Below are 25861 nucleotides of genomic sequence, written 5' to 3' on the forward strand. Positions count from 1 at the left end.
CTTTGTTAAATTCTTTAAATTCTAAATCCAGATACTTACTACCAGGTCAATGACCTTTATGCCTGCAAATGGCACCAATATGCCTCCCAGGCCGTAGATGAAGAGGTTTCTTCTTAGCAGGGCGCTGGCGCCTATGGGTTTGTAGGCCACGCCTTTTAGTGCCAGCGGGATGAGGAATGGGATGATGACGGCGTTGAAAATTACGGCGGACAGGATGGCGCTTTCGGGACTGTTGAGGCGCATGATATTCAGGCCTTGCAAGGCTGGGATGCTGGCGATGAAAAGGGCTGGAATGATGGCGAAATATTTAGCGACGTCATTTGCAATCGAGAATGTGGTCAGCGTTCCGCGGGTCATTAACAGCTGCTTTCCAATTTCGACAATTTCGATCAGTTTTGTCGGATCATTGTCCAGATCCACCATGTTACCGGCCTCCTTGGCTGCCTGCGTGCCGCTGTTCATGGCCACGCCCACATCAGCTTGTGCGAGGGCGGGTGCGTCATTGGTTCCGTCCCCCATCATGGCCACGAGCTTACCGCCTTCCTGCTCTTTTTTGATGTAGTTCATCTTGTCCTCGGGCTTGGCTTCGGCGATGAAATCGTCCACACCCGCTTTTTCGGCAATAAACTTGGCGGTAAGCGGGTTATCGCCGGTTACCATCACCGTTTTGACACCCATTTTACGAAGCCTTTCAAAACGTTCGCTGATGCCTGGCTTGATAATGTCCTGCAACTCAACCACCCCCAGCACACGCTCATTTTCCGAAACCACGAGCGGTGTGCCGCCATTGTTGGAAATCGCTTTTACACTTTCTTCAATTTCGGCAGGAAACGCATTTCCAGCGCTGGTAACCAGGGTGCGGATCGAGTCAAATGCGCCTTTGCGGATTCGCGTGCCTTCGAAGTCGACGCCGGAGCTGCGTGTTTCTGCGGTAAACTTGATGAATGTGGGATTGGAAATCTGATAAGATGTCGGCGTAGCATTGGCCAGTTCCAGGATGGATTTTCCTTCCGGCGTTTCATCGGCGATTGAGCTGAGTACGGCGGCTTTGATGAAGTGATTGTCGGCAATGTCTTTTGCAGCGTGAAATTGCGTGGCCTTTCTGTTTCCAATGGTGATTGTTCCCGTTTTGTCCAGCAAAAGCACATCTATGTCGCCGGCTGTTTCCACGGCTTTACCCGACTTGGTGATCACATTGGCACGCAACGCACGGTCCATGCCTGCAATCCCGATTGCCGAAAGTAAGCCGCCGATCGTAGTCGGGATAAGGCATACGAACAGGGAGATGAATGCCGCAATGGTAATGGGCGTATTGGAATAATCGGCGAAGGGTTTCAGCGTCACACATACGATCACAAACACCAGTGTAAACCCGGCCAGCAGGATAGTCAATGCGATTTCGTTGGGCGTTTTCTGGCGGCTGGCACCTTCTACCAAGGCAATCATTTTATCCAGAAAACTCTCGCCCGGCGCAGTCGTTACCATGACTTTTATCTTGTCGGAAAGCACTTTCGTGCCACCCGTGACGCTGCTTTTGTCGCCGCCTGCTTCGCGGATCACTGGCGCAGATTCACCTGTGATGGCGCTCTCGTCGATGGTGGCGAGCCCTTCGATGATCTCGCCGTCGGTGGCAATGTTGTCGCCGGCTTCACAGATAAAAATATCCCCTTTTTTCATCCGGGCCGACATCACACTTTGGGTCGATACTGAGAAGCCGGGTTTGTTGTCGACGACCAGTTTGGCGGGTGTTTCTTCGCGTGTCTTACGTAAGCTGTCGGCTTGCGCTTTTCCCCGTGCTTCGGCGATGGCTTCGGCGAAATTGGCAAACAATAATGTGAGCAGCAGGATCAGAAAGATCACAAAATTATAGCCAAAACTGCCCTGGGAAGTGTTTCCCGATAAGATCCACAAACACACCACAAACATGACGAATGTGCCTATTTCAACGGTAAACATGACCGGATTACGAAACATGATTTTGGGGTTCAATTTGGTAAAAGACTGTCTTAAAGCCTGATTCACCAGATCCTTTTGGAACAAGGATGCATTTTGATTTTTCATTGGATGTTAGGAGCGCGGCTTCAATTCCGGTGCCCGTTTGATGTTGTTAGTCAGTTAACTTGTGCTGATTACAGGCTGAAATACTCGGCGATTGGGCCTAGGGTTAATGCTGGGAAGAATGAAAGGGCCGTGATGATTGCGATGACGGCCATGACCATCATCCCGAATGTGGCTGAATCTGTCCGCAGCGTGCCGGCACTTTCGGGGATATATTTTTTATTGGCTAAAAGTCCTGCAATCGCGACGGGCCCGATGATGGGGATGAAGCGCGAAAGGATCAGTATAAAGCCTGTTGTAATGTTCCACCAGGGATTATTATCGCCCAGCCCTTCAAACCCGCTCCCATTATTGGCCGCCGAAGAAGTGTATTCATACAGCATCTCGCTAAATCCGTGAAAACCGGGATTGTTCAGATTAGCGGAAGTAATTGCGGGGAATGCTGCTGCCAGCGCCGTCCCGGCCAATATCAATAATGGGTGGAGAAGTGCTACGATCATGGCGATCTTCATTTCACGTCCTTCAATTTTTTTACCTAAAAACTCAGGCGTACGCCCCACCATAAGTCCGCTGATAAATACAGCCAGAATGATGAAGATGAAGAAATTCAGGATCCCGACCCCGCAGCCGCCGTAAAATGCATTGGTCATCATGGCCAGGAGCTGCATCATTCCGGATAGCGGCATGGCACTGTCGTGCATGGAGTTCACCGAGCCTGTGGATATAACGGTAGTGGCTATACTCCAAAATCCCGAAGCCGTACTGCCGATCCTGGATTCCTTACCTTCCATCGCGCCGGAGCTCATGTCTATGCCCATTTGCGCAATGGCCGGGTTACCTTTTGCTTCCCACATGATCGTTGGCAAGCAAAGCAGCAAGAACCCAATGGTCATGACGCCGAAGATCATCCAGGCCATTTTCTTTCTTTTCAAAAAGAATCCCAGCGCAAAAATCATGGCCAGCGGAATAATCATTTGCGAGAACATTTCAACCATGTTAGTGAAGTAATTCGGGTTTTCGAGCGGGTGGGCCGAGTTGGTCCCGTAAAACCCGCCGCCGTTTGTTCCCAAATGCTTGATCGCCACAAAAGCCGCGACTGGGCCCCTGGAGACTGCCACCGTGTCGCCCTGCATGCCGATCATGCTGTCTTTTCCTTCAAAGGTCATCGGCGTGCCGTTGAATGCGAGGATGCTGGCTACGACAATGGACGCTGGCAATAAAATTCTCGTGCAGGAGATCAGCATTAGATTGTAAAAGTTACCCAGCTTGTCGGTCGCTTTTTGTTTTAATGCAATAAATAAAACAACAGCTGCGGCCATCCCCGTGGCTGCACTTACAAATTGTAAAAACATTAAAAAGAGCTGCGAAAGATAACTTACCCCGCTTTCGCCCGAGTAATGCTGCAGGTTACAGTTGACCACAAAGGATATGCTGGTGTTGAATGCCAGATCCGCCGTTTGTCCGGGATTTCCGTCCGGGTTCAGCGGCAGCCAGCCCTGGTTCATCAACACAAACATGCCGAGCAGGAACCACACAAAATTGATTGTCAGCATGGCCACCAGGTGTTGTTTCCAGTTCATTTCTGCTTTGCGGTCGATGCCGCTGATGCGGAAGAAAATATTTTCCAGGGGATTGAATACGGGATCGAGCAGCGTCTTTTCTCCTGCGTAGACTTTGGCAATGTACTTTCCGAATGGGATAGCCAACAGGATAGTAACTCCATACATGGCAATGACGCTTAAAATTTCTGAGTTCATTTTATTTAAAAATTGATAGCGGGCCCGTTAAAATTTCTCTGGTTTGATGAGCACATAGCACATGTAGACAAACACACCGATGGATACAACAAGTAATGCTGCCATGTCAGATCTTTTCAAAAAAGTGGACGGATTGGTAAAAAAGCGCGAAGCATAAACAGCCTGCGGCAACTAAGAGGATTGTAAGCATGATATGTAATGTTTAAGTGAATGCCTGTTCGCTGATGCCCGAAAGAGCGATCATCGATACCAAACATTCCAAAGGCATACCAAACTTTTCCACTGTGTATTTAAACAGCTATATATCAGCCATTTAATGCTTTTTTGGGGAAATTTTATTATTCTGGAACCTTATCATTTTGATAGGGCACCCTATCAAAAATATAGGGTGCCTTAGCAGCGGCCCGGCTATTGACCGGAACTTTGAAGGCCGTACTCTTCGATTTTGCGATACAGCGTAGCAATTCCTATTTCGAGCAAACGGGCCGTTTCTGCCTTGTTGCCTTTGCAGTAATTAAGTACTTTCTGAATGTGTAATTTTTCAATGCTTGCCATCGAAAAAGCGGAGAGCTGCTGACTCTTCAATGGCGCCGACTCCTGGACATTGGATGGCAGGCTGGCAATTTCCAGTTCACCGTCGCTGATGATCACTGCCCTTTCAACCACATTTTTCAGTTCCCGGATATTGCCGTTCCATTCGTAGCTTTCCAGGTGTTTAAGAAAATCTTTCGAATAGCCCAGGTTGGGCTTATTGGACTGTTTGCAGAAATAATCAAGAAAAAAATCCAGCAGCAAAGGGATATCTTTTACCCGGTCCCTGAGTGGCGGCAGCTGGATCTGAAATACATTTAATCTGAAATAAAGGTCTGCCCTGAACCTGTGCTGCTCCGACTCGGTCTTCAAATCACGGTTGGTAGCAGCGATCAATCTGAAATTTGATTTAATTGTTTTAGTATCACCCAATTTAATAAACTCGTGCGTTTCCAGCACGCGCAACAATTTGGCCTGCAATTCAAGCGGCAGCTCCCCGATCTCATCCAGGAATAAAGTCCCGTTATGGGCTTCCTCCAAAAGTCCGCGTTTGTCTTTTTGCGCGCCGGTAAATGCGCCTTGCCTGTAACCGAAAAGCTCGCTTTCGATCATGTCCCTTCCAAAAGCACTGCAATTGAGCGCAATGAAGTTTTTATCGGCACGCGGGCTGTTGTAATGGATGGCCTGCGCGAACACTTCCTTTCCCGTTCCCGTCTCCCCGGTGAGCAGCACCGCCGTGTCGGTTGCGGCCACTTTCTTAGCCAGGCTGATCGCGTCATTGATGGGCAGCGACGTTCCTATGACTTTGTCAAATGAAAATTTATTGGAAACAATCGCTTCCAGCGTTTTCACTTTCTTTTTAAGCTGCGCCTTTTCAATTGCTTTGTCCAGCAGCGGCAGGATCTTGTCATTATCATCGCCTTTCACGATGTAATCCATCGCCCCGTTTTTCATGGCCTGAACTCCGTCGGCAATGTTGCCGTTGGCGGTCAGCAAAATAATTTCGGCCTGCGGGTTACGGCTTTTTAGAATGGGAACGAGTTCAACGCCATTGCCGTCCGGCAGCCTTACGTCGCAGAGCACGGCATCAATCAAAGGGTTATCTATCTTCGCCAGCCCTGATTTACAATCGCCTGCTTCCAAAACTTCAAAGCCTTCCGCCCGGATGATCCTGGCCAGCAGCGAACGGAGCTTTTCTTCATCATCAATAATCAGTACCGTCTTCACATTTGTCAATTTAATGTTCTTTATTTCCAGCCGGATGCTCCGCTGATGATGGACTACAAAAGGATCCTTTCTTAATTTGCCTGCCCAAAACAACCATTTGAGCAATGCAAAGTTAGAATTCCTTAAATTTGTTTTACAATGGTTTTAGAAATCAGGCAGCTCAGGCAGCGCTATGGCGAGCGCGAAATTCTTTCGATCCCGTCATTTTCAATTGAAAAGGGAATTTATTGGATACAAGGTGAGAACGGCGCAGGAAAGTCAACGCTTTTCAGGACGCTGGCCGGTATGTTGCCGTTTGACGGAAGCATCATACTCGACGGCACTTACGATCAAAAAAAAGATCCTGTAGAATACCGACTCCGCCTGAACCTCGGCGAAGCGGAGCCGCTTTATCCTTCGTTTCTTACACCCGCAGACCTGATCGCTTTCGTTGCCGAAGCGCAGCGAGCTCCGCGCGGGCAAAGCGAAAAGCTCATTGAAGCATTTGGGATTAATTACCTGCAAAATCCATTCGGGAGCTGTTCCAGCGGGATGGTGAAAAAGGTGTCCTTACTGCTCGCATTTCTGGGAAACCCCGCCGTTATCATTCTCGACGAGCCGCTGATCACCATCGACCGGGAAGCACGGGAAGTGCTTTTTGAACTGATTAAGGAATATGACCGCAACGGCGTCACTTTCCTGCTGTCATCGCATCAGCTGTTCGAGCAGGAAGGCTTGCACGTTTCCCAAAGTTTCCGGTTAAAAGACAAAACACTCATCGCGACCACTGCATTATGAAAATGCTGCTGGTCTCCACGGTCTCAGTATTTTTCAGGCAACGCGCCGGAACGTTCCTGGTGCTGTTAGGCGTGCTATTTGGGTTTTTGAGTGCCAATGAACACCACGCTTTCGCCGTTTTCTTCCTGACAGGCGGCATATACGGAATGCTTGCACTTTTTACGATCTGGCTCATTTACAGCCTGATATGCATTCAATTTTTGATCAGCACCTGGAAATTACCTGAGTACAAGTTCATTTATCACGTCCGCACGTGGCCTGCCTTCGTTCGCACGCGGAGGTTCACCATACAGGCTTTGGGCTTATTGCAACCCGTTCTGTACTACGGTGTTTACCTGCTCGTCATTGCCATTCAGGACAAGCTGACAACCCGATTTTGGCCGGTAATTCCGTTTTACATTGTTCTGATAGTCATGCTGGTTATCGCAGCAGAGTGGCGCATCAGAAAGCCGGTTTTATATGTGCCGGTCAAAGGAAAGCAAATCATACAATGGCCTTTCCCAAGGCCTGCATCAGCGCTATTCTGGTCCATGGAGTGGCTTTTGCGGGAGCGCGGCATCACCCTCCTGGTGGGAAAGCTGGGAGCAATGCTGGTAGCAGCGGGAACGATGCTTTATTACAGCTCGGGCGAATACGACATCAGAATGCCGGCTGTGGGCATGTCGCTTGCCTATCTGCTCAATCTGGGCATTTCGCTGGAATTGTATAAATGGGAAAGTGAGATCTGGCTTTGGGGAAGATCGTTGCCCGCTTCGTTCCCAAAACGCTGGTTTAGTATAGTCATTTCGCATCTGGTGCTGGTCTTGCCGGAGACGATCGTCATGCTCCGCCACGGAGGCCTTGGCTTTTCAGCGGTGTTGCAGTTGTACATGCTGGGTGCTGCTATCGTCATCGTTTCGCATTTATATATTTACAAAAGATCCGGATTGCCTGAAAACGCATTCCAGGTGTTTCTCTTTGGATTTATAGCGCTTACCTTATTGGTTTTATACAAAATACCTCTCCTGCTGATCTCCGCCTGCGGTTTGCTGTTCTCGCTCCTGGCTTTCCGCAAGTGGTGCAAAATATGACGGTCTGAGCTGCCCGGTTATACAGACATGATTTAAAAGTTTGGAAACGAGATCACCAGCCAACTTTTTCATAACAAATCCATAACCTGCGCTTAACAACCTGCTGCACCTGACAGAAATACCTTTGGGGTTTTAAAAAACGACCGGCGCAAACCCCGCTTCCGGCGCTCACTTAACCCCTATTACGAATGAAACAACATTTACTACACGCAATCTTTGCATTGCTGGTCGGATGCGGCATGTCGCTGCAGACATCCGCACAGGCTGTCACCGTCACCGGTAAGGTAACCGCCGCTACGGGTGAAGCACTTCCAGGTGTAAGCATTCTTATCAAAGGCAGCAATTCGGGAACGACAACGGATGGCAATGGTGCCTATACGCTCTCAGCGCCTTCGACCAGCGCCACTTTTATTTTTTCTGCCATTGGTTTTCTTTCGGAGGAACATACAATCGGCAACCGCAGCGTGCTGAACATTACATTGAAAGAGGACAACAAGCTGCTTAATGAGGTGGTTGTTACGGCTTTGGGCATCAAACGTGAAGAAAAATCACTCGGTTTTGCCGCGCAGACTATCAATGAAAACGCAGTGAAAGATGCCAAATCCAACAACTGGGTCAATACATTGTCCGGAAAAGTGGCCGGGCTGAACATTCAGGGTGCCGGCGCGGGACCTATGGGCTCTGCACGCATAACATTGCGGGGAGAATCCTCGCTGAACCTGGACAACAACCAGGCTTTGATCGTTGTGGATGGTGTGCCGGTCAGCAGCCGCATTACAGGAACAGGCTTTAATTCGCACCTTTCTGCCGACAGTCCGGTGGATTACGGGTCGAGCTTGTCGGACATTAATCCTGATGATATCGAAAAAGTAACCGTGCTGAAAGGCCCGGGCGCTACGGCATTGTACGGAAGCCGCGCCGCGGGCGGGGCCATTATTATCACTACCAAGTCCGGCGTTCGTCAGGACAGGGGTATTGGGGTAACGGTGAATTCCAATTTCAGTTTTGAACAGATCAATCGCTATCCCGACTATCAGTTTGAATATGGAGAAGGAAGAAGCGGCGCTTATTTTTCCTATCTCGACAGCGAAGACGGCCCTAACACCGCAACCACAGTGGCAGCCGGCCGGGCCTGGGGCCCCAAGTTCAACGGCCAGATGTATTACCAGTATAACCCCGATGCACCGGACGGCCGCCCGACGGTCCGCACGCCGTGGGTTGCCAACAAAGACTACATTTCCGGATTTTTCCAGACAGGGACAACATTTTCAAACAGTATTTCTGTTGAAGGCGGTGGAGAAAACGGCTCTGCGCGCTTGTCTTTGACGCATTTGAAAAATAAATGGATTATCCCCAACACAGGCTTTGAGAGGATTAATGCGGCACTTTCTGTCAACCAGAAAGTTTCGAACAGGCTGAAAATTAACGGGAAGGCAAACTATACCAACAAGAAAAGCGGCAATCTGCCTATGGCCGGCTATAACAACCAGTCGCTCATGTATTTCCTGATCCTGGGAACGACGCCGAATATTAAGCCCGAATGGTTTAAGCCTTACTGGGAGCCAGGTTTGGAAAATGTGAAACAAAGAAGCCCGTTTAACCCTACGCCTGATAACCCTTACCTGGGCATGTATGAAATGCTGAACAAGATGAACAAACACGGGTTCATCGGCAATGTGTCGGCCAATTACGAGATCTCTCCAAAACTGGACCTTATGGTGCGCACGGGCCTGGATATGGCCTTTGAATTCCGTTCACAGCAGCGCCCGTTCAGCATGACGCGCTACCCGCGTGGCATGTATCGCGAGCAGAATGTATTTACCTACGAGTCCAATACGGACTTTTTATTAAATTATAAAGACAAAATAGCCAATCTGATCGACGTTACGGCTTCGGCGGGAGGTAACGCCATGCGGCAGTCGTACGACTTTGCCGGCATGTATGCCGACCAGCTTGCACAGCCCGGCATTTACCAGATTTCCAACAGCTTGGACCAGGCGGTGGCCGATCCTTTGAAAACCAAAAAAGCCATCAACAGCATTTACGCCGCGACACAGTTTTCGTGGGACGAAAAAATATTTCTGGACGTAACGGGCCGCAATGACTGGTCGAGCACATTGCCCTATGGCAACAACTCGTTCTTTTATCCTTCCGTGAGTTCCAGCTTTTTGCTGAATGAGCTTTTTGCATTGCCGCGTGCGATCTCGTTTGCCAAGTTCCGGGCTTCATGGGCACAGGTTGGAAATGATACGCGTCCGTATCAGACGGCCCGCTATTACGACCGGATCTACGGAAACAGCTTTACCAATTCCAACACCCTTTTCAATGCTGACCTGAAACCTGAGATCACGGCCAGTTATGAGTTTGGCCTGGATATCCGCCTGCTTAAAAACCTGGTGGGCCTGGATGTGGCTTACTATAATAACAACAGCCGCAACCAGATTCTGGCCATTCCGTTGGACCCGGTTTCAGGATATAACAATGCATTGATCAATGCAGGGCTTATCAACAGCCGCGGCGTGGAGATCAAGCTGACGGGCAAACCAGTTACATCCCGGAATTTCAGCTGGAACACGACATTACTTTGGTCAAGAAACAGAAGTTATGTAAAAGAGCTTGCTTCGGGCATTACCAATCAGGTCATTTACGCGCATAACACCAATGTGAGCATTGAAGCGCGCGTGGGCGGTTTGATGGGCGATATGTATGGCCGTGGCTTTCAGCGCGCACCGGATGGCCAGATCATTTATTCTTCGGTAGGGCTTCCCGCCGCACTGGACCCAACGGCAAAAAAATGGGGGAATGCATTTGCAGACTGGAAAGCGAGTTTTTCCAATGAATTCACGATCCGCAATGTGCGTGTAAGCCTGCTGCTGGACGGACAAATGGGCGGAGACATGTTCTCGCAAACCTCCCATAAAAACAATACACTAGGCAAAACAAAGGTCACATTACCGGGCCGCGAAGACGGGATCATTGGCCAGGGTGTGGTGAAACAGCCGGACGGAAGTTTTACGCCTAACACCGTAAAAGTGCCCGCCAGCTCCTATTACGACAACTATTACCAGATCGCAAATGCCGAAACCAACATTTTCGACGCTTCTTTCCTGAAAATCCGCGAGCTAAGGGTTGAGTTTAATCTGCCGCAGGCACTTCTTTCTAAAATCGGCGTACGCCAGACCAGTCTGGCTGTTTTCGGGAGGGACCTTTTCAATTTTACCAAATTTCCCGGCTTCGACCCGGAGGGCGGAAACTTGAACAACGGCACCCTGACGCCGGGCGTAGAACTGGCCCAATTCCCGTCCACCCGGACCATGGGAATGAACCTTACCCTGAAATTCTAATCCAAAGAAATCATGTTTAAAAAAGCATATATTCCCTTTTTGCTAGTCCTAACGCTACTTGGATCCTGCACCAACAATTTCGAAGAGCTCAATACGGACCCCAACCGCCCCAAAGAAATAACCCCGGGCGTGATGCTGGGACAATTGCAATACCAGATCGTGAACAGCACGGTGAATGCCAGCCGCAATTTTACGCATGAGCTCATGCAGGTGGACGCGCCGCGGGCCAGTGCCGGAGGAGGTGGTTTGCACCGCTACATTGTAAATCCCGGAAGCGGCGTTTGGAACAACTTTTACACGTATCTGAATGATATTGAAGACATTTACCTGATCGCGGATCGTTTGAATGAAAATAATTACAAGGCCATTTCGCTGATTTACAAAAGCTGGGCCTATTCCATCCTGACCGATCTTTACGGCGACGTGCCTTATTCGCAGGCCACCAAAGCCATTGAAGGCAATTTCAAGCCGACCTTTGATAAGCAAAAAGACATTTACATTCAGCTTTTAAAGAACCTGGAAACGGCCAACACGCTGCTGGACGACACGAAAGCGCTTACTTATGGTGGTGACATGCTTTATAATGCCAATGCATTGTCGGGTGGAAAAAATCCGGGGATCGTTAAATGGAAGAAGTTCTGCAACTCGCTTAGATTAAGGTTACTGCTCCGGATTTCCAAGCGTGAGGGCGAAGTAAATGTAAAGGAACAGCTTACTGCTATTCTGGCTGATCCGGCTGCAAACCCTGTATTTACGGCCAATTCGGAGGAAGCTATTTTCCGCTATCCAGGCACATTTCCATTCTTCAATCCATTTTACAACGCCCGCCAGGTGGACTGGCGTGACGGGAATTATTATACCAAATTTTTCATGGATCGCATGAACGACCTCGGCGATCCGCGTCGGGCCGCATGGGCAACTCAGGTGAAATCCGGGAGTGACAATGTGTTTCGTGGCATTGAAAGCGGCTATCCTACCACATTGGAATATGCCGTAGGAAGCAATTCCAGTTATTCGGATGCATTGAAAACCTTGCCGCAGCTGGGCGTAATGATGACCTGGGCCGAAGTTGAATTCATCAAAGCCGAACTCGCATTGAAAGGTTTCAAAACCGGCTCCACGGCCAGACAGCATTATGAATCGGGCATTGCCGCCTCTATGACGCAGTGGGGTGTGACCGTTCCGGAAGGTTTTGCTGACCAGCCGGGCATTGCCTTCAACGTATCGGCATCCACGGAAAAGCAATTGGAGCAAATTATGCTGCAAAAGTATTATGCGTTCTTTTTTGTGGATTATCAATCGTGGTTCGAGAAACGAAGAACCGGATATCCTGTGCTGCCGCGTGGAGCGGGCATCCCGGCGGAAAACACATTCCCTTCGCGCGTCCCTTATCCTACTTATCTGCAATCGCTTAACCCAGAGGCCCTGGCCGGAGCCGTTGCTTCCATGGGTGGTGACGACAGCAACATTAAAGTGTGGTGGGATAAGTAGTTTTTCAAATCCGTTTATTTTCATTACTATATGATTTTCAGAAATATAACCACCGCCCGGGCAGTCCTGATCGTTTGGACTGCCTTCGCTGCCCCTATCTCGCAAGCGCAAAATCCCGCCGCGGAAAAGTCTTTGGACGGCAAGAACAAAACGCTCATCGTGTTCTTCGATGGCCTTCGTCCGGACTACATTACGGAGGAGCAAATGCCCAATTTATATGCATTTAAACAAAAAGCTTCCTACGGAAAAAACCATCACAGCGTATTTCCGACGGTAACGCGGGTGAATTCATCGTCCTACGCCACAGGGTCCTATCCTGGCACGCACGGACTTCTCGGCAACGCCGTTTACTTTCCGAAAGTGAGTCCTAACAAAGCGATCGGCACGACTTACCCGGATCTTATGAGAGCACAGGATTCGGAGAATGGTCGTCTGTTAACGGCTGTTTCACTGGGTGAAGTGCTGGAAGCGGCTGGCGGTAAAATGATGGTTTTCAGCTCAGGAACCACAGGACAGGCATTTTTGCAAAACCATAAAGTCGGTAAGGGCGCGATTATCAATCAGGAATTGATACTGCCGGAATCGTTTAAGGCGCAGGTGATGGCCGACATTGGCCCTATGCCGAAAGGAACCGGCGACGTTTTTATCAAACACAAATGGATCGCAGACGCATTGCTGCAATATGGCTTGAAAAATAACGGCCCGCTCGTGAGTGCAATCTGGTTCTCAGATCCCGATGGCGCTGCGCACCGTTACGGCATAGGCTCAGACCAGGCAGTGGCGGCGATCAAGTATGTGGACGCGCAGTTTGGCCGCATCCTGGATTCGCTGTCCAGCAGGGGATTAAAGGAGAAGTTCAATCTGCTGATCTCAACCGATCATGGTTTTGTGACCCACACCGGCAAGCAGGACATAACAGACCTTCTCATTGCGGAGGGTTTGAAAAAGGATAAAGAATCTGATGACGTGGTGATTGCAGAGGGGGCTATTTATGTAAAAAACCATGATAAAAACCAGATCGAAAAAATTGTAGCCTTAATGCATAAAACGGACTGGATCGGCGCGGTTTTTACCAAACCCAAAAAGAAAGGTGATATGGCCGGCTCGGTAAAGGGAACATTGTCCTTTGACGCCATTCACTACAATCACCCGACGCGTTCGGGCGATATCCTCGTGGCACCCAACTGGAACGACGATAAAAATGACAAAGGCTTTGCCGGAACCGACTTTTCGGGAGGCGTTGCCGGGCACGGCGGATCGAGCCCTTATGAGATCAACATTGCTTTTTTTGCTGATGGCCCGGACTTCAAAAATGCATTTACCAGCGAGCTCCCGACTTCAAACATTGACATAGCACCGACAGTGCTCGCCCTTTATGGTCTCAAAGCCCCGTCACAAATGGACGGCCGCGCATTATCGGAGTTTCTGCAAAACCAGAAAGCAGCTGACAACAATGCAAAAAAACAAGTGATAACAGCCGAGGCGAAGTATGATTGGGGCACTTACAAGTTACAGCTTGAAATGTCCGTATTAGGCAACTACAAGTATTTTGATTTTACAAAAACAGAAAGAAACAAGTCCAACTGATAACACTTTCTTCATATCCGGACCCACATCTTAACCTGACGATAATACGCGCTCGACTAGTTTTGCGGTAAGCTAAAACTGAATATACCGAGCCTCAAATGAACAGAAGGGACTTTTTTACAAACGGTTCTGCCGGGCTCCTTGCCGGGCACATGACGCTTTTTGGCGAGCGAAGCGACGCCAAAACATTTTCCAGGGGAAAGCAGGGTGCAAAGAATATCATTTTCATGGTCAGTGACGGCATGAGCACGGGGACGCTGAACATGGCGGACCTGTTACTCAACCGGAAAGCCGGGCGCATGAGTAGCTGGATGAAGTTGTATGCCGAACAAACCGGTCGCCGGGCGTTCATGGAAACCTCTTCTTCCAATGCACTCGTTACCGATTCAGCGGCCGGAAGCTCGGCGTGGGGAGGCGGCAGAAAAGTCCCGAACGGAAACCTGAACGTGAATGCGGACGGGAGTTTTAACAAACCAATTTTACAAAAATTTAAAGAGGCAGGAAAATCTGTTGGCTGCGTCACATCGGTGACGATCACGCATGCCACCCCTGCCGGATTTTGCATCAATAATAAGTCCCGCGGTGATGAGTCGGAAATTGCAGATCAATATCTGGACCTGAAATTCGACGTGATGATGGGTGGCGGCGCGGAGTTTTTTTCTGCTGAAAAACGCAAGGACAAAACGGACCTTTTTGCGGCCTACGAAAAAGCCGGTTACACGGTCGCGCGCAGCCGCGATGCAATGCTAGGCCTCAACAATACACAAAAACCGATCATGGGTGTGTACTGCGAAGGTGCGCTTCCCTACTCGCTGGATACATTCCAGGATGAACGGCTGCAAAAAGCTGTTCCGACATTGGCCGAAATGACGCAAAAAACGCTTGATCTATTATCAAAAAACCCAAAGGGATTTGCGGTCCAGATCGAAGGAGGAAAAGTGGACTGGGCGGCACATTCCAATGATGCGGGCGGTTTGCTGTATGACCAGGTCGCGTTTGACCAGGCGGTCCAGGTTACATTGGATTTTGCCACAAAGGACAAAGACACGCTTGTGATTATTACGACGGATCATGGCAATGCCAATCCGGGTCTTTTCGGCAGCGACAAGCAGTTTGATCTGCTGCAAAAGTTTAAGCATACCAACAACTGGATCCTGGGTGAGCTCGATAAAGTGCCCACCGCGGCGCAGCTCATCGAGCGAATCGAATTTGCACAGGGTTATGCCATCAAGCAATCCGAAGCCGAAAAAATCCTGGCTCGGTTCGGAAACAAAAATGAGTCGGGCCTGTATATTGCCAACAAACCGCTCTTCCGGGAGTTGGCTGGAATCCAGACACATTATACTGGAATAGGCTGGGCCGGAATGGATCATTCTGCGGATTACGTCGAACTGGCGATGTTCGGACCGGGAAGCGAAACCCTTAAACCTTTTGTCAAAAACACCGAGCTGCACCATTTTATGCTTGATATGACCGGAGTCGCCAGGGCTTAGGCTGTCTTGTAAAATTCACATTACCTTAACATTTATCGCCTCGTGGCTTAACACGGGAAAGTTACTTTTGCGCCCTTATGGGGCGCTTTTTTTGTTTCAAACAGCAAGAAACAAAAAGTGTCTTCTTGTTAAAATTAAATTTATAATCATTCTATGAAAAAACTACTTTTACCCATTGTCCATGTGGTAATTGCTGGTTCTCTGGTTTTCAGTGCATTCAGCCCCGCAGGGGCGGCCGGAGCAAAGCGCCATGACTCCAACATGGAAGCCGGGACCCAGGCCCCGAAAATCCGGGTGACTGGCCGTGTGCTTGACGACAACGGAGATCCTTTGCTGGGTGTTACGGTGATTGAAAAGGGAAACAGCAGCCGCGGTGCGGTTACGGATGTGAACGGAGAATTTGTAATCGAGGCCGCTGCGGGTGCTACCCTGGTGTTTTCGTTCGTCGGGTTCCTTGCGCATGAAGTGGTGATATCAGACGAAAAACCACTCAATATACAATTGAAGCAAGATGCAATGATGCTCGACGAGGTTGTGGCGGTGGGTTACCAGACGCTCAGAAAAAGCGATCTGACAGGTGCAGTTTCGAGTGTAAAAGCAAAAGAATTGAACCTGACTACGCCTACCATAGGCCAGGCTTTGGTCGGGAAAGTGGCAGGTGTCCAGATTTCGCAAGTGAGCGGTGCGCCCTATGTTGGCACTAAAATCCGTGTACGGGGCGTCGGCTCTATCAATGCGAGTTCAGATCCGCTTTATGTTGTTGATGGCTATCCTGCTGGTAATGACGTGTTTATCAATCCCAATGACATTGAATCGATTGATATTCTGAAAGATGCTGCGTCCGCAGCCATTTACGGCTCGCGTGCAGCAGGCGGCGTTGTCCTGATCACAACGAAGCGCGGGAAGGAAGGCAAAGGGAAGCTGGAATATGACTACCAGTTCGGGGTGCATCAGCTGGCCAAGAAAGTGGATATGCTCAATTCGTCGGATTTCGCCCAATTGCTGATCGACGGTCGTAACAACACTTACCGTGACCTGATGGTGAGCGGAGGCAAGCAATGGAACGATGGGATGTTTTCGGACGACAATGCAACCCGGATCAAGAACCTGGGCGGCAGTGCAGGGTCGGTAAGTATCCCAAACGACATCTATGATTTTGCAAACCAGCGGGTGATCACACCTAAATATAACACCGATTGGCAGGATGAACTTTACCGCAATGCGCCGGTAAGCCGTCATAACATCAGTTTCAGCGGTGGGCAAAAAGGACTTCGCTATGCGCTTAGCGGCGGGCACCTTACCCAGCAAGGCATTATCCTGAGCACCAAGCAGGAACGTACCAATTTCCGGGCGAACATTGATGCCGATGTCAACAAGAAGGTGAAAGTCGGCGCTAACCTGGCATTTACCTATAATACCAACCGCGAAGTGCAGGAAGGGCGCTTCAACCAGGGACCAATCCTGGGCGCGCTGGTTTATATGCCGATTTTCAAAGCTTATAATGAAGACGGCTCTCTGGCTAAGAACGAGGCGGCGGCACTGAGCTCGGGGTTTGGTTTGCAATCCATTGAAAACCCGGTGGCACTGGCCACCGAAACGCACATTAACAGAACCGGTCAGCGTGGGACGTACAATGGTTTTGCAACGTTTGAGATCGTAAAGGACCTGAATTTCAAGGTTAATCTGGGTTTGCAGACTTACAGCGAAAAATATGAATTCTACCGCCCCACCAGCCTGAGCGAGGGTGCCAACCCGCCGGGATCGCCACAGGCCATTGCGGCAGCGAATGCTGTGGCGCGCACGGTAAACTTCATGGATAAGCTTGCCGAATTTACCCTTAATTATAAAAAAGCATGGGGCAAGCACAGTTTCGACGGACTGGTAGGTTATACTGCGCAGCAGAACAACCGTGATGTGATTTCGGTTACAGCACGCGGATTCCAGAATGACCGGATCGAGGAGATTACCGGGAAAGGCGCAGATGCCATTTACTTTGGCCTCAACACGGGTAACCCCGAAGGCGATGGCACCGGTAAAACCGACTGGACGCTGCTCTCCTATCTGGCCCGCGCCGTTTACAATTTTGACAACAAATATTACCTGACGGCATCATTCCGCACCGACGGATCGTCGCGTTTCGGTCCTAATAACCGCTGGGGAAGCTTCCCATCTGTTTCGGCAGGCTGGAACATTTCGAATGAGCCGTTTTACAACGATCTGCTGGGCAAAGCCTCCACTATGAAATTGCGCGCAAGCTGGGGACTGAGCGGGAATAACAACATTGGTAACTATAACTTCCTGCAAACAATGGCCGCTCCGGGCGGCGTGGTTTTCGGGAACGGATCGGTGAATACTGCATTGTGGGCGGAGGGAATCAAGGACCAGGATCTGGGCTGGGAATCTACTTCGCAATACAATGTGGGGCTGGACCTGGGATTGTTTGAAGACAGGCTTTCCATCATTGCCAACTACTATCTGAGCCGCTCTTACAACCTGCTTTTCAACCAGCCGCTGTCAGCGATTTCGGGCTCGTCGACCATTCTGACAAACCTGAAAAACTCGAAAGTGCAGAACACCGGCTTTGATATCCAAGCCGACGCACGCGTGATTTCGAAACGTGATTTTAACCTGAACATCACCGGTAATTTTTCGGTAAACCGCAACAAGGTCCTTGATATGGGAGGTGCTAATACGATCCTGTCGACAGGCGCTGAGCGTTCCTATATAACGCATATTACACAGCAGGGACAACCCATCGGTATGTTTTATGGGTTCAAAGTAAAAGGCATGGTTCGCGAAGCGGATATGGAGAACCTGGAAGCGGATAATGCTGCTTACAATGCATCCACCCAAAAATTCCCAGCCGGTTATGTGTTGAAAGGCCCTGCGCGTTCAACGGCTTCTACAAACCCGCTGCGTCCGGGTGATCTTTATTTCGAAGATATCAATGGTGACGGGGTTGTGAATGATGCGGATAAGCAGGTGATCGGCACACCGCATCCGAAATTCACTTACGGATTTGCTATTTCGGCCAGCTACAAAAATTTCGATTTCAGCTCGTCGTTCAACGGGATCTACGGCAACCAGGTGCTGGACGGACAGGATTATTACATTTTCAATATGGAAGGTTCGGGTAACCAGTATTCTAAAGTACTGAACCGTTACCGTTCCGAAGCTCAGCCGGGGGATGGAAAAATTTATCGCGCTGCACGCGGAGGCACGCAAAGCAACAGCACGCGGTTATCGACATTCTACCTGCAGGATGGTTCTTTCCTGAGATGTACAAACCTGACATTGGCCTACAATTTCCCTCAGATTGCCCAGATCAGCAAAAATGCGATCAGTAACCTGCGGATTTACGTTGGAGTAGACAATGCATTTACCCTGACCAAATATCTCGGCTATAACCCGGAGGTTGATTACAACAACGGTTCTAACCTGACGCCGGGTGTCGATTATGGTAAATATCCACTTGCCCGCGCCTATAACATTGGTGCCCGTATCACATTTTAATTCAGCAGCTATGTTTGACACAAAATATAAATTTTCCCATATCCTTACCGCGCTCGCACTTTGCGTGCTAACCTCCTGCTCCACTGATTTTATTGACCTTGAAAATCCTAATGCGGTTTCCAATGCATCATTCTACCAGTCGCCCGGCGAAGTGGAAGCGGCCGTGAATGGCATTTATCAGTCGTTGCGCAATGGGAACGGAATCGGCGAAACGAGCGCACTTTACAGCGAGGAACGATCGGACAATACAGGCCGGAATGACAACCAGTCCAACGCGGGTGAGCCGTTCCAGTTCAATGATTTTTCACTTTTGCCCAGCAACACTTACCTTAAAAGCCACTGGCTGGCATTATATCAGACCATTACGCGCTCGAACCAGGTTCTGGAGGGGATTGAAAAAGTGAATTTCACGGACAATGACCTGAAAGAAAAATACAAGGCAGAAGCCAAATTCATGCGTGCGCTCATCTACTTCCACCTGGTGCGGAGATGGGGCGACGTGCCATTGATCACGCGCCCATTGACATTTGCCGAAGTGCAGGCAAGCACGTTCCGGGAGAAGCAGGATATAGTGTACCAACAGATTGTCACAGACTTAACCGACGCCGTCAACAGCACATTACCTAATGTCCAGACAACTGCTACCAAAGGAAAAGTGACCAAAGCTGCGGCGAATGCATTACTCGGACAGGTTTATCTGACCATGGCGACCACACTGGCCCCGGCAAACCGGACCGAGAACCTGAACAAAGCAAAAAACCATCTGACCGCATGCTATGAACTGCGCACTTTCGGGACATTGAAAGAGATCCCTTATGCGGATGTTTTCGATGTAGCCAAAAAATCCACGGTGCCTGAAATCATTTTCCAGGTGGTTAACAAGCAGGGCGACATTAACTTTTCTTCTGCCATTGCGCGGAATAATCAGGCAAAAGGCGAAACAATCAACTCATTGATCAACTCAACCGGGGCTGGTGGCAATGTTACGCCTGATCTTGTGTTGGATTATGAGGAAGCGGATGTTAGAAAGGATTTCAACATCAAATTTGCCAACGACCCTATCGTACGCGATTATTTCATTACCAAATTCCGGGATGCCAGTCCGGCTGCAACTAACCAGGGTTTTGGAGGAAATGACTGGATTTTGATTCGTTATGCTGATGTGATTTTAATGCTGGCGGAAGTCAATATGTATCTCGGAAATGAACCCGCCGCCATCGGCTTTCTGGATCAGGTAAGGGAACGCGCCGGGCTGCCATTGTACGCGGCATCGATCCGTAACACTGCTTACCGCGCCAAATATCCGACATTGAAACTGGCAATCCTTCACGAGCGCCGTGCGGAGCTGGCATTTGAAAACCACCGCTGGTTTGACCTGCTGCGTTTCTTCTCAACCGATGAGCTGGTTGCGTATTTCAAGGCCAAAAGCCAGGATAATTTTGGTCTTGCCAAACTATCGAACTTTGGGCCCAAAGACCGCTACTACCCGATCCCATTTGACGAATACAAACTGGACCCAACCAAAATGTACCAGAACCCGGGGTATTGATCCTGTTAAATGAAATCTCAATTAGAAAAAAAGAATAAAGCCGGACATTACTGTCCGGCTTTTTCCTTTTTTCTAATAAGGGGCAATCTATATTCCGAATCTGCTATGCCCCTCATTTTAGAAAAAAGTCACTTTATTTTCAGAAGCGTGCTGCCGGCAATATCTTCCCAGCGATACAGGTGAAAGGTTTTATCATCGCTCATGACAACGAAGAGTCCTTTTGGGAAATCGGCATTCAATGGAACGGAAACTGTTTCAGAACCGTCACTTTTGTTTGCGAGAACAGTGATTTTTTTCAAAAGGGTGTGCTTGTTAGCATCGCCGGCATCTCCTTCACGCGGGAAGATCTGGAAACTGTTGGCACCCTGGTCCGAAACGAGAATGTAGCCGGTGCTGTCCGTAAGCTCATAAATGGATATGCCTTCATGGTCTTCGGTAAACCCGGTTGTTGCAAACAACGCCAGCTCTGCATTGCCCTTTTCAGGATCGGCGTAGTATTTCCGCACGCCTTTGCCTTCATCGGAATAATATACATAGCCCAACTTATCATCCACCGCTATGGCCTCGATCTCTTTCAGCCCGCTGTAAGCACCGAATTTCCGGACCAATGTCGCCTTCACGTTACCCTTACCATTGTCTTCCAGCAAATATTGCCACAAATAAGTGCCGTCCGTAGGCCCGGATTTCCGGCCAACGATTGCATAAATCTTTCCTGAAACATTCTTATAAAGCGCAATCCCCATCAGGTCGCGATGGTTTTCACCCTGCTGTCCCTCAAAGACTGCTATGCCGCCTCCATCCAAAGGTTTCATATCTGGTAAAGCATAAATCCGGAGCTTGTGGGTGAAACGTTCGGTGGTGACAGCGATGTCGGTTTTCTTGCCATTGAGCATCAATCCATACTCGATGTCTACATTATCGGGGCGCTGTAAGCCGTGTATAGTCTTGTCTTTCAGCATTTTGCCTTTCAGATCAAACACATACAAGCCGCCATTCTGGTCTTTATCTGTTCCAATGATGAGGCTCGCCGCGGGATCTGCCGGGTTGATCCATACAGCCGGATCGTCGGTGTCATGCGCAACGGTGTCTGTTATATAGCGTGGCTTGATGACGGCAAGCGTGTCCTCCGCAGCTGCTGCCTGATCGGCATGAAGCTGTTTTTTTTCACCGCAGGAAGTTAGTACGCAGCCGCAGCCAAAAAGTAAAATGATAAATCCTTTCACAAAAATTCCAGTTAAAAAAGCAAAAAAAAGCCCTCCCGGTGCTGCCATGTGCACACCGGGAGGGTTTGAAATTATTTTGTTCCAAATGCACCTGCGAAGCTCGCTGGCGCGGGAGATTTGTAAGTAACACCGTTCACAAGCAGCCCCTCCGCGTACAAGCGGGTGAAATCCGTTTTTCCTTTGCCCAATGCAGGCGAACCTGCCTGCAAATGAAAGTCCCACTGCGTGTTGAACGCCGCATTGTTCATGGCTGTGGTCAGTGGATAGTTCACAAACTTAGGATCATTCTCACCAGCTTTTGCGGAGATAAGGTCATTCGCTCCCTTCACGATCTCGGCCGACGGCTGAAACTGATTGGTTGTAGTCTGGTCTGCACCGTAGTAGAATGTGTTGGCAATTACCGAACGCGCATCTTCCGGATCGCCCGCGTCGCGTTTGATGCCGTAGCGGTCGTTGGCAAGCAGGTTATTGTACAAATCCGCCCGAACACCCGATTCCACCCAGATCGACCCGCCTTTGGTGGTAGGCCTTCTCCAGCCTGCATTCACAATCGTGTTGTTATAGCCCACAACATAAGCCTGCGGCGTGCGCTCACCAGAGTTTGAAAGTTTCAATGCATTGGTATTAGGACTATACACGACATTGAAAGCAACATCTGCCTGCACCCCGGACTTGATATTGATCGCATCACCGCCCGATACGCCCGTGGTATAGAACATGTTATTGGCAATGATCACTTTTCCGCCTTCAATGTAAAATCCGTCCTCGTTGAAATTGCGGATCGTGCTGTTGACAACAATGAATTTACCATTGATATTCATAAAATAAGCGACCGGAACGTGCTCGCCAGCTTCGGCTTTGTAAAGTCCTGCTTTTACGGATGGAGACTCTTCTGTCGTTACCGCACCGCCGTATTCGAGAATTGTGTTACTCAGGACCAGCTCGGTCGTGTTGGGTCCGGCAACCAGTCCGCCCCAAAGATTTCCGAATTGGTTACCCGGCGTTTTCCAGGCATCGGGAACCGTAAATTTGACGGGCGCCGCCGCCGTACCCAGGCTATACAGGTTACCCAGCACAACTACTTCCGGTTTCACAACCGAGTCGCTGAACAACACCGTGACGCCTTCCTCAATGGTCAGCGACTTACCTGCAGGGACCTGAATGTGACCGGTTATTTTATATGTGCCGCCCTTGGTCCAGACACCGGAAACTTCGCCCGAAACCGATTCTTCAACAACCGGCGGAACAACGGGCGTCGGCTCCGTATCATCATCACTGCAGCTGGCCAGCGCGAAAATGGCTAAACCCGCTGCCAGAATTGTGTTTTTCATTTTCAACGTGTACATGTTTTTTTGTTTTGTATGAATTGTTTAAAATTTGATTCTTGCTCCCAGCAAATAGGATCGTTGGTAAAAATCCCTTCTGATTAATGTACCCTCGCCCAGGTCCTGGCCCGGCGCACCTTCATTCTTCGGACTCCGCGTTTTCATATACACTTCCATAGGTGTATTAAGCAGATTATTGGCTTTGATAAATATTCCTAAACCGTTTTTGAAGGTTTTTTCCAGAGAAGCATCCAATTGTACGAAGCCCTTTTGCCAGAGATCATTGTCCAGAAACTGCGCCACTGTATTGATACGGTCACCCGTATACGAGCCTGCGAGTTGCGCATCAATGCCGCGATCGGCATCCTTTAACAGCACCGACACATTTCCTACATGCGCCGACTGGCCATAGAGCGGGCGGGTCTGGTCTACGCTGATCGTTGCCAGATCGCCTTTGGCATCCCTGATGCGTTTCGATTTCGGGGTGGTGATCTGTGAATGCGTATAAGTGTAGTTCGCCTTGATGCCTATGAGCCTGAAATATTTGATATAATCCACTTCCAGACCGTAATTGGTTGCATTTCCAAAGTTTCCGGGCGCATAGTAAATGTCCTGGCCCCGGTTTGCATCGCGTTGCAGAGTGTATTCAATCGGGTCTTTGATGTGTTTGTAAAACAACCCAACCATCAGTTGCTCCGCAGGCTTTGGAAAAAGCTCGTAACGCAGGTCAATGTTGTCGGCTATTGCCCTTTTCAGATCTGCATTTCCGCGTTCCTGATATTCTTCCTGCACAATGCGGTATGGAACGATTTCGAAATAGCCGGGGCGGTTGAGCGACCTGAAATAGGATGCCCTGAGATTTACATTTTGCCGGGTTTTGTATTTAAAATGAATGCTCGGCAACACGTCCGTGTAAACCTGCTTGCCTTCCGGGCGTTCCTCCCCGATCGGGAAAAGCATCTTATAACCCTGGTCCGTTGCTTCCACCCTGACGCCGCCCAGCACTTCCAGTGTCTCCGTGCCTGCTTTAAATTGAAGATAACCCGCCTTGATCTGCTCGCTTGCATCATAGTTCAATGCGGACGCAACGGACCCTCTCGGGTTTTGTACAACCCATCCGATCTGCGTGTAATCCGTAAAATCGGTTCCGAACTGGTCAAATGGGCGCGATGGGCGCAGTTGGTAATTGTTGTAAAAATTGCTTCTGGCTTTATCACGATATAGTCCGCCGGCCGACCATTCGGTCCGGACATTGCCTACGGGCCATGCGTAAGTGAAATTCAGATATCCTGACCAGTCGCGATCCGTGTTGTGTTCCCACCGCCTCGTGGCGTCTCCTGCTGTCGTCCGTTTTTCAATAAAATTCTCTCGAATTCCCAGCAAAGGCACATTGGCATTATCGGGCACTTCATTGGTTGCCTTGGAATAAACCGCCGACCATTGCACGGCAATACGGCCTGTAAGCTGATGCTTGCCTTGCAGTGTACTGTTCAAAATCTGTTGCCTGGTCAGCCTCGATCGCGTGGTATAACCGAGTGTTGCATTGCCCAGCACAGGATCGTAACCGCCAATGGTCAGCTGCGTCGATTTCACATCCCGGACCTGCACATTGGTAAGGCTCATCCATGCATTGTAAAACTGGATCTTGTGTTTGTCATTAATGCGGTAATCCATCTTGGAATGCAGGCCATAGCGCGTTTGCTGCTCCGAATATTGCCGCTCGCTCATATTAGTAAGCGTTTCGCCACGAAGCGTATCCACACTTTCGGAATTAAAGAAAAGGCTGTTGCTTCCGCGGAATGTATTCTGATAGCTGCCCGCCAGCAAAACCCCCAGCTTATTATTCAAAAAACGGTTTCCGATAGCCAGGCTGCCGAGCAGATTCGGAAGCGGGGATTTGGAAGAATAATCAACCGGAGCTTTTGTAAAATCCTGTGGCGTGGCATTATACTGGTTTCCACCCCGCTCGTAAGGAGATTTGGATTGAATGTTTTTGAAATCGTAACCCATAAAATTACGTCTCAGAAAAAGCTCATTGTAACCCGTGGAAATGGTGCCGGAAACAGTGAAATGGTCTGGCGCATCTTTCATGACCATATTAATGGCCCCGCCTACGGCATCACCCTCCATCGATGGCGTCAATGCTTTGTACACTTCCAGTCTGTCCAGCAGATCCGACGGGAAAATGTCCAGCGGCACATAACGGTATTTGTTATCCGGGCTCGGGATTTTCACCCCGTTTACCAGTGTATAATTGTAACGTTTATCCATGCCTCTCAGGATCGCATGCTGGCCGTCACCATTGCTGTTGCGCTCAATGGCAACCCCTGAAATCCGCTGGATCACATTGGCCACTGTCAGATCCGGCGAAATCTCGATCGTCTTACCGGAGACAATGTTCATTACTTGCCCTGCATTGCGTTCCAGCGACCTGGCCGACTGATCGCTTGTCCTGTCTTTCTTTCCATAAACCTCAATTTCGTGCAGCTCGTGATCGCTCGCCGTTTGCAGTAACAGGTTCAGCTGCACGACTTCATTGGCATCAATTGTAAATTCCTTCTGGGTTGAGGCATAGGAAATATGCCGGACAATGAGCCGGTAGGAACCGCTTTGCAGGTTTGGAATTATAAAAGATCCGTCCAGGCCGGATACATCATGAAAGTCTGTTCCTTCAATCATCACCACCACGCCCAATGCGGGTTCGCCGGTTGCGGCTTCCAGTAATTTTCCTTTAACAGTTCCTGCCTGCAAGAGTGACGAGGAGAGCATTGCAAGCAACAGGGATGTGTAAAACTTTATCAGCATATATCAATTCGCATTCGACTTTTTAAATCCTGTCGGCGCGGCCAATGAAATGTCCGGCGATGACAATGCGAAGGTGATAAAAGAATGAAGAGCTGGCCAAATGCACGGCGT

At 49.4% G+C, this 25861-nt stretch carries 15 protein-coding genes; 8 read left to right on the plus strand and 7 right to left on the minus strand.

The genetic code is table 11. The features are described 5' to 3' along the window. Positions 1–21: 21 nt before the first annotated feature. From kdpB to L0660_RS08245, 4 genes are all read right to left on the minus strand, one after another. Positions 22–2061: a potassium-transporting ATPase subunit KdpB gene (gene kdpB, locus L0660_RS08235; protein ID WP_235159050.1), complete on the minus strand. Its 2040-nt coding sequence runs from the start codon at positions 2059–2061 to the stop codon at positions 22–24. Between the two features lie 68 nt (positions 2062–2129). Beyond that, a complete protein-coding gene (gene kdpA, locus L0660_RS08240) occupies positions 2130–3815 on the minus strand; it encodes a potassium-transporting ATPase subunit KdpA (protein ID WP_235159051.1) in 1686 nt (561 codons plus the stop codon). A gap of 27 nt (positions 3816–3842) precedes the next feature. Further along, positions 3843–3920, minus strand: a complete 78-nt coding sequence (gene kdpF / locus L0660_RS26295) for a K(+)-transporting ATPase subunit F (RefSeq protein WP_084439444.1) — start codon at positions 3918–3920, stop codon at positions 3843–3845. A 303-nt stretch (positions 3921–4223) separates the two neighbouring features. Then, a complete protein-coding gene (locus tag L0660_RS08245) occupies positions 4224–5573 on the minus strand; it encodes a sigma-54 dependent transcriptional regulator (protein ID WP_235159052.1) in 1350 nt (449 codons plus the stop codon). Positions 5574–5711: 138 nt separating this feature from the next. Between L0660_RS08245 and L0660_RS08250 the strand changes: the two genes are divergently transcribed. From L0660_RS08250 to L0660_RS08285, 8 genes are all read left to right on the plus strand, one after another. Further along, positions 5712–6350, plus strand: a complete 639-nt coding sequence (locus L0660_RS08250) for an ATP-binding cassette domain-containing protein (RefSeq protein WP_235159053.1) — start codon at positions 5712–5714, stop codon at positions 6348–6350. Further along, positions 6347–7420, plus strand: a complete 1074-nt coding sequence (locus tag L0660_RS08255; RefSeq protein ID WP_235159054.1) for a hypothetical protein — start codon at positions 6347–6349, stop codon at positions 7418–7420. The genes L0660_RS08250 and L0660_RS08255 overlap by 4 nt, the downstream gene beginning before the upstream one ends. Before the next feature lie 188 nt (positions 7421–7608). Next, complete coding sequence (locus tag L0660_RS08260) at positions 7609–10764, plus strand: SusC/RagA family TonB-linked outer membrane protein (RefSeq protein ID WP_235159055.1); 3156 nt, start codon at positions 7609–7611, stop codon at positions 10762–10764. A gap of 12 nt (positions 10765–10776) precedes the next feature. Continuing rightward, positions 10777–12255: a SusD/RagB family nutrient-binding outer membrane lipoprotein gene (locus L0660_RS08265; RefSeq protein ID WP_235159056.1), complete on the plus strand. Its 1479-nt coding sequence runs from the start codon at positions 10777–10779 to the stop codon at positions 12253–12255. A gap of 30 nt (positions 12256–12285) precedes the next feature. After that, a complete protein-coding gene (locus L0660_RS08270; RefSeq protein WP_235159057.1) occupies positions 12286–13842 on the plus strand; it encodes an alkaline phosphatase family protein in 1557 nt (518 codons plus the stop codon). Between the two features lie 98 nt (positions 13843–13940). Further along, on the plus strand, positions 13941–15335 hold the full coding sequence (locus tag L0660_RS08275) for an alkaline phosphatase (protein WP_235159058.1): 1395 nt from the start codon (positions 13941–13943) through the stop codon (positions 15333–15335). Positions 15336–15488: 153 nt separating this feature from the next. Then, on the plus strand, positions 15489–18848 hold the full coding sequence (locus tag L0660_RS08280; protein WP_235159059.1) for a TonB-dependent receptor: 3360 nt from the start codon (positions 15489–15491) through the stop codon (positions 18846–18848). A gap of 10 nt (positions 18849–18858) precedes the next feature. Then, the gene (locus L0660_RS08285) at positions 18859–20397 is read left to right on the plus strand and encodes a RagB/SusD family nutrient uptake outer membrane protein (protein WP_235159060.1); all 1539 of its coding nucleotides are present in this window, start codon (positions 18859–18861) and stop codon (positions 20395–20397) included. 128 nt (positions 20398–20525) lie between these two features. Here L0660_RS08285 and L0660_RS08290 read toward each other — a convergent pair whose 3' ends face one another. From L0660_RS08290 to L0660_RS08300, 3 genes are all read right to left on the minus strand, one after another. Next, positions 20526–21620 carry a phytase gene (locus L0660_RS08290; RefSeq protein ID WP_235159061.1) on the minus strand — a complete coding sequence of 365 codons (1095 nt, stop codon included), beginning with the start codon at positions 21618–21620 and terminating at the stop codon, positions 20526–20528. A gap of 71 nt (positions 21621–21691) precedes the next feature. Then, positions 21692–22951 carry a right-handed parallel beta-helix repeat-containing protein gene (locus L0660_RS08295; protein ID WP_233798739.1) on the minus strand — a complete coding sequence of 420 codons (1260 nt, stop codon included), beginning with the start codon at positions 22949–22951 and terminating at the stop codon, positions 21692–21694. Positions 22952–22990: 39 nt separating this feature from the next. Then, positions 22991–25750, minus strand: a complete 2760-nt coding sequence (locus L0660_RS08300) for a TonB-dependent receptor (protein WP_235159062.1) — start codon at positions 25748–25750, stop codon at positions 22991–22993. Between the last annotated feature and the right edge of the window lie 111 nt (positions 25751–25861).

The sequence above is a fragment of the Dyadobacter sp. CY351 genome, from assembly GCF_021502625.1.
Taxonomy (GTDB): Bacteria; Bacteroidota; Bacteroidia; order Cytophagales; family Spirosomataceae; genus Dyadobacter; species Dyadobacter chenhuakuii.

Excerpts from the sequence above, each read along its gene's own strand:
- L0660_RS08270 (WP_235159057.1), top strand. The coding sequence starts at position 12,286 with ATGATTTTCAGAAATATAACCACCGCCCGGGCAGTCCTGATCGTTTGG.
- kdpA (WP_235159051.1), bottom strand. The coding sequence starts at position 3,815 with ATGAACTCAGAAATTTTAAGCGTCATTGCCATGTATGGAGTTACTATC.
- L0660_RS08285 (WP_235159060.1), top strand. The coding sequence starts at position 18,859 with ATGTTTGACACAAAATATAAATTTTCCCATATCCTTACCGCGCTCGCA.
- kdpF (WP_084439444.1), bottom strand. The coding sequence starts at position 3,920 with ATGGCAGCATTACTTGTTGTATCCATCGGTGTGTTTGTCTACATGTGC.
- kdpB (WP_235159050.1), bottom strand. The coding sequence starts at position 2,061 with ATGAAAAATCAAAATGCATCCTTGTTCCAAAAGGATCTGGTGAATCAG.
- L0660_RS08295 (WP_233798739.1), bottom strand. The coding sequence starts at position 22,951 with ATGAAAAACACAATTCTGGCAGCGGGTTTAGCCATTTTCGCGCTGGCC.
- L0660_RS08265 (WP_235159056.1), top strand. The coding sequence starts at position 10,777 with ATGTTTAAAAAAGCATATATTCCCTTTTTGCTAGTCCTAACGCTACTT.
- L0660_RS08255 (WP_235159054.1), top strand. The coding sequence starts at position 6,347 with ATGAAAATGCTGCTGGTCTCCACGGTCTCAGTATTTTTCAGGCAACGC.
- L0660_RS08300 (WP_235159062.1), bottom strand. The coding sequence starts at position 25,750 with ATGCTGATAAAGTTTTACACATCCCTGTTGCTTGCAATGCTCTCCTCG.
- L0660_RS08260 (WP_235159055.1), top strand. The coding sequence starts at position 7,609 with ATGAAACAACATTTACTACACGCAATCTTTGCATTGCTGGTCGGATGC.
- L0660_RS08275 (WP_235159058.1), top strand. The coding sequence starts at position 13,941 with ATGAACAGAAGGGACTTTTTTACAAACGGTTCTGCCGGGCTCCTTGCC.
- L0660_RS08250 (WP_235159053.1), top strand. The coding sequence starts at position 5,712 with ATGGTTTTAGAAATCAGGCAGCTCAGGCAGCGCTATGGCGAGCGCGAA.
- L0660_RS08280 (WP_235159059.1), top strand. The coding sequence starts at position 15,489 with ATGAAAAAACTACTTTTACCCATTGTCCATGTGGTAATTGCTGGTTCT.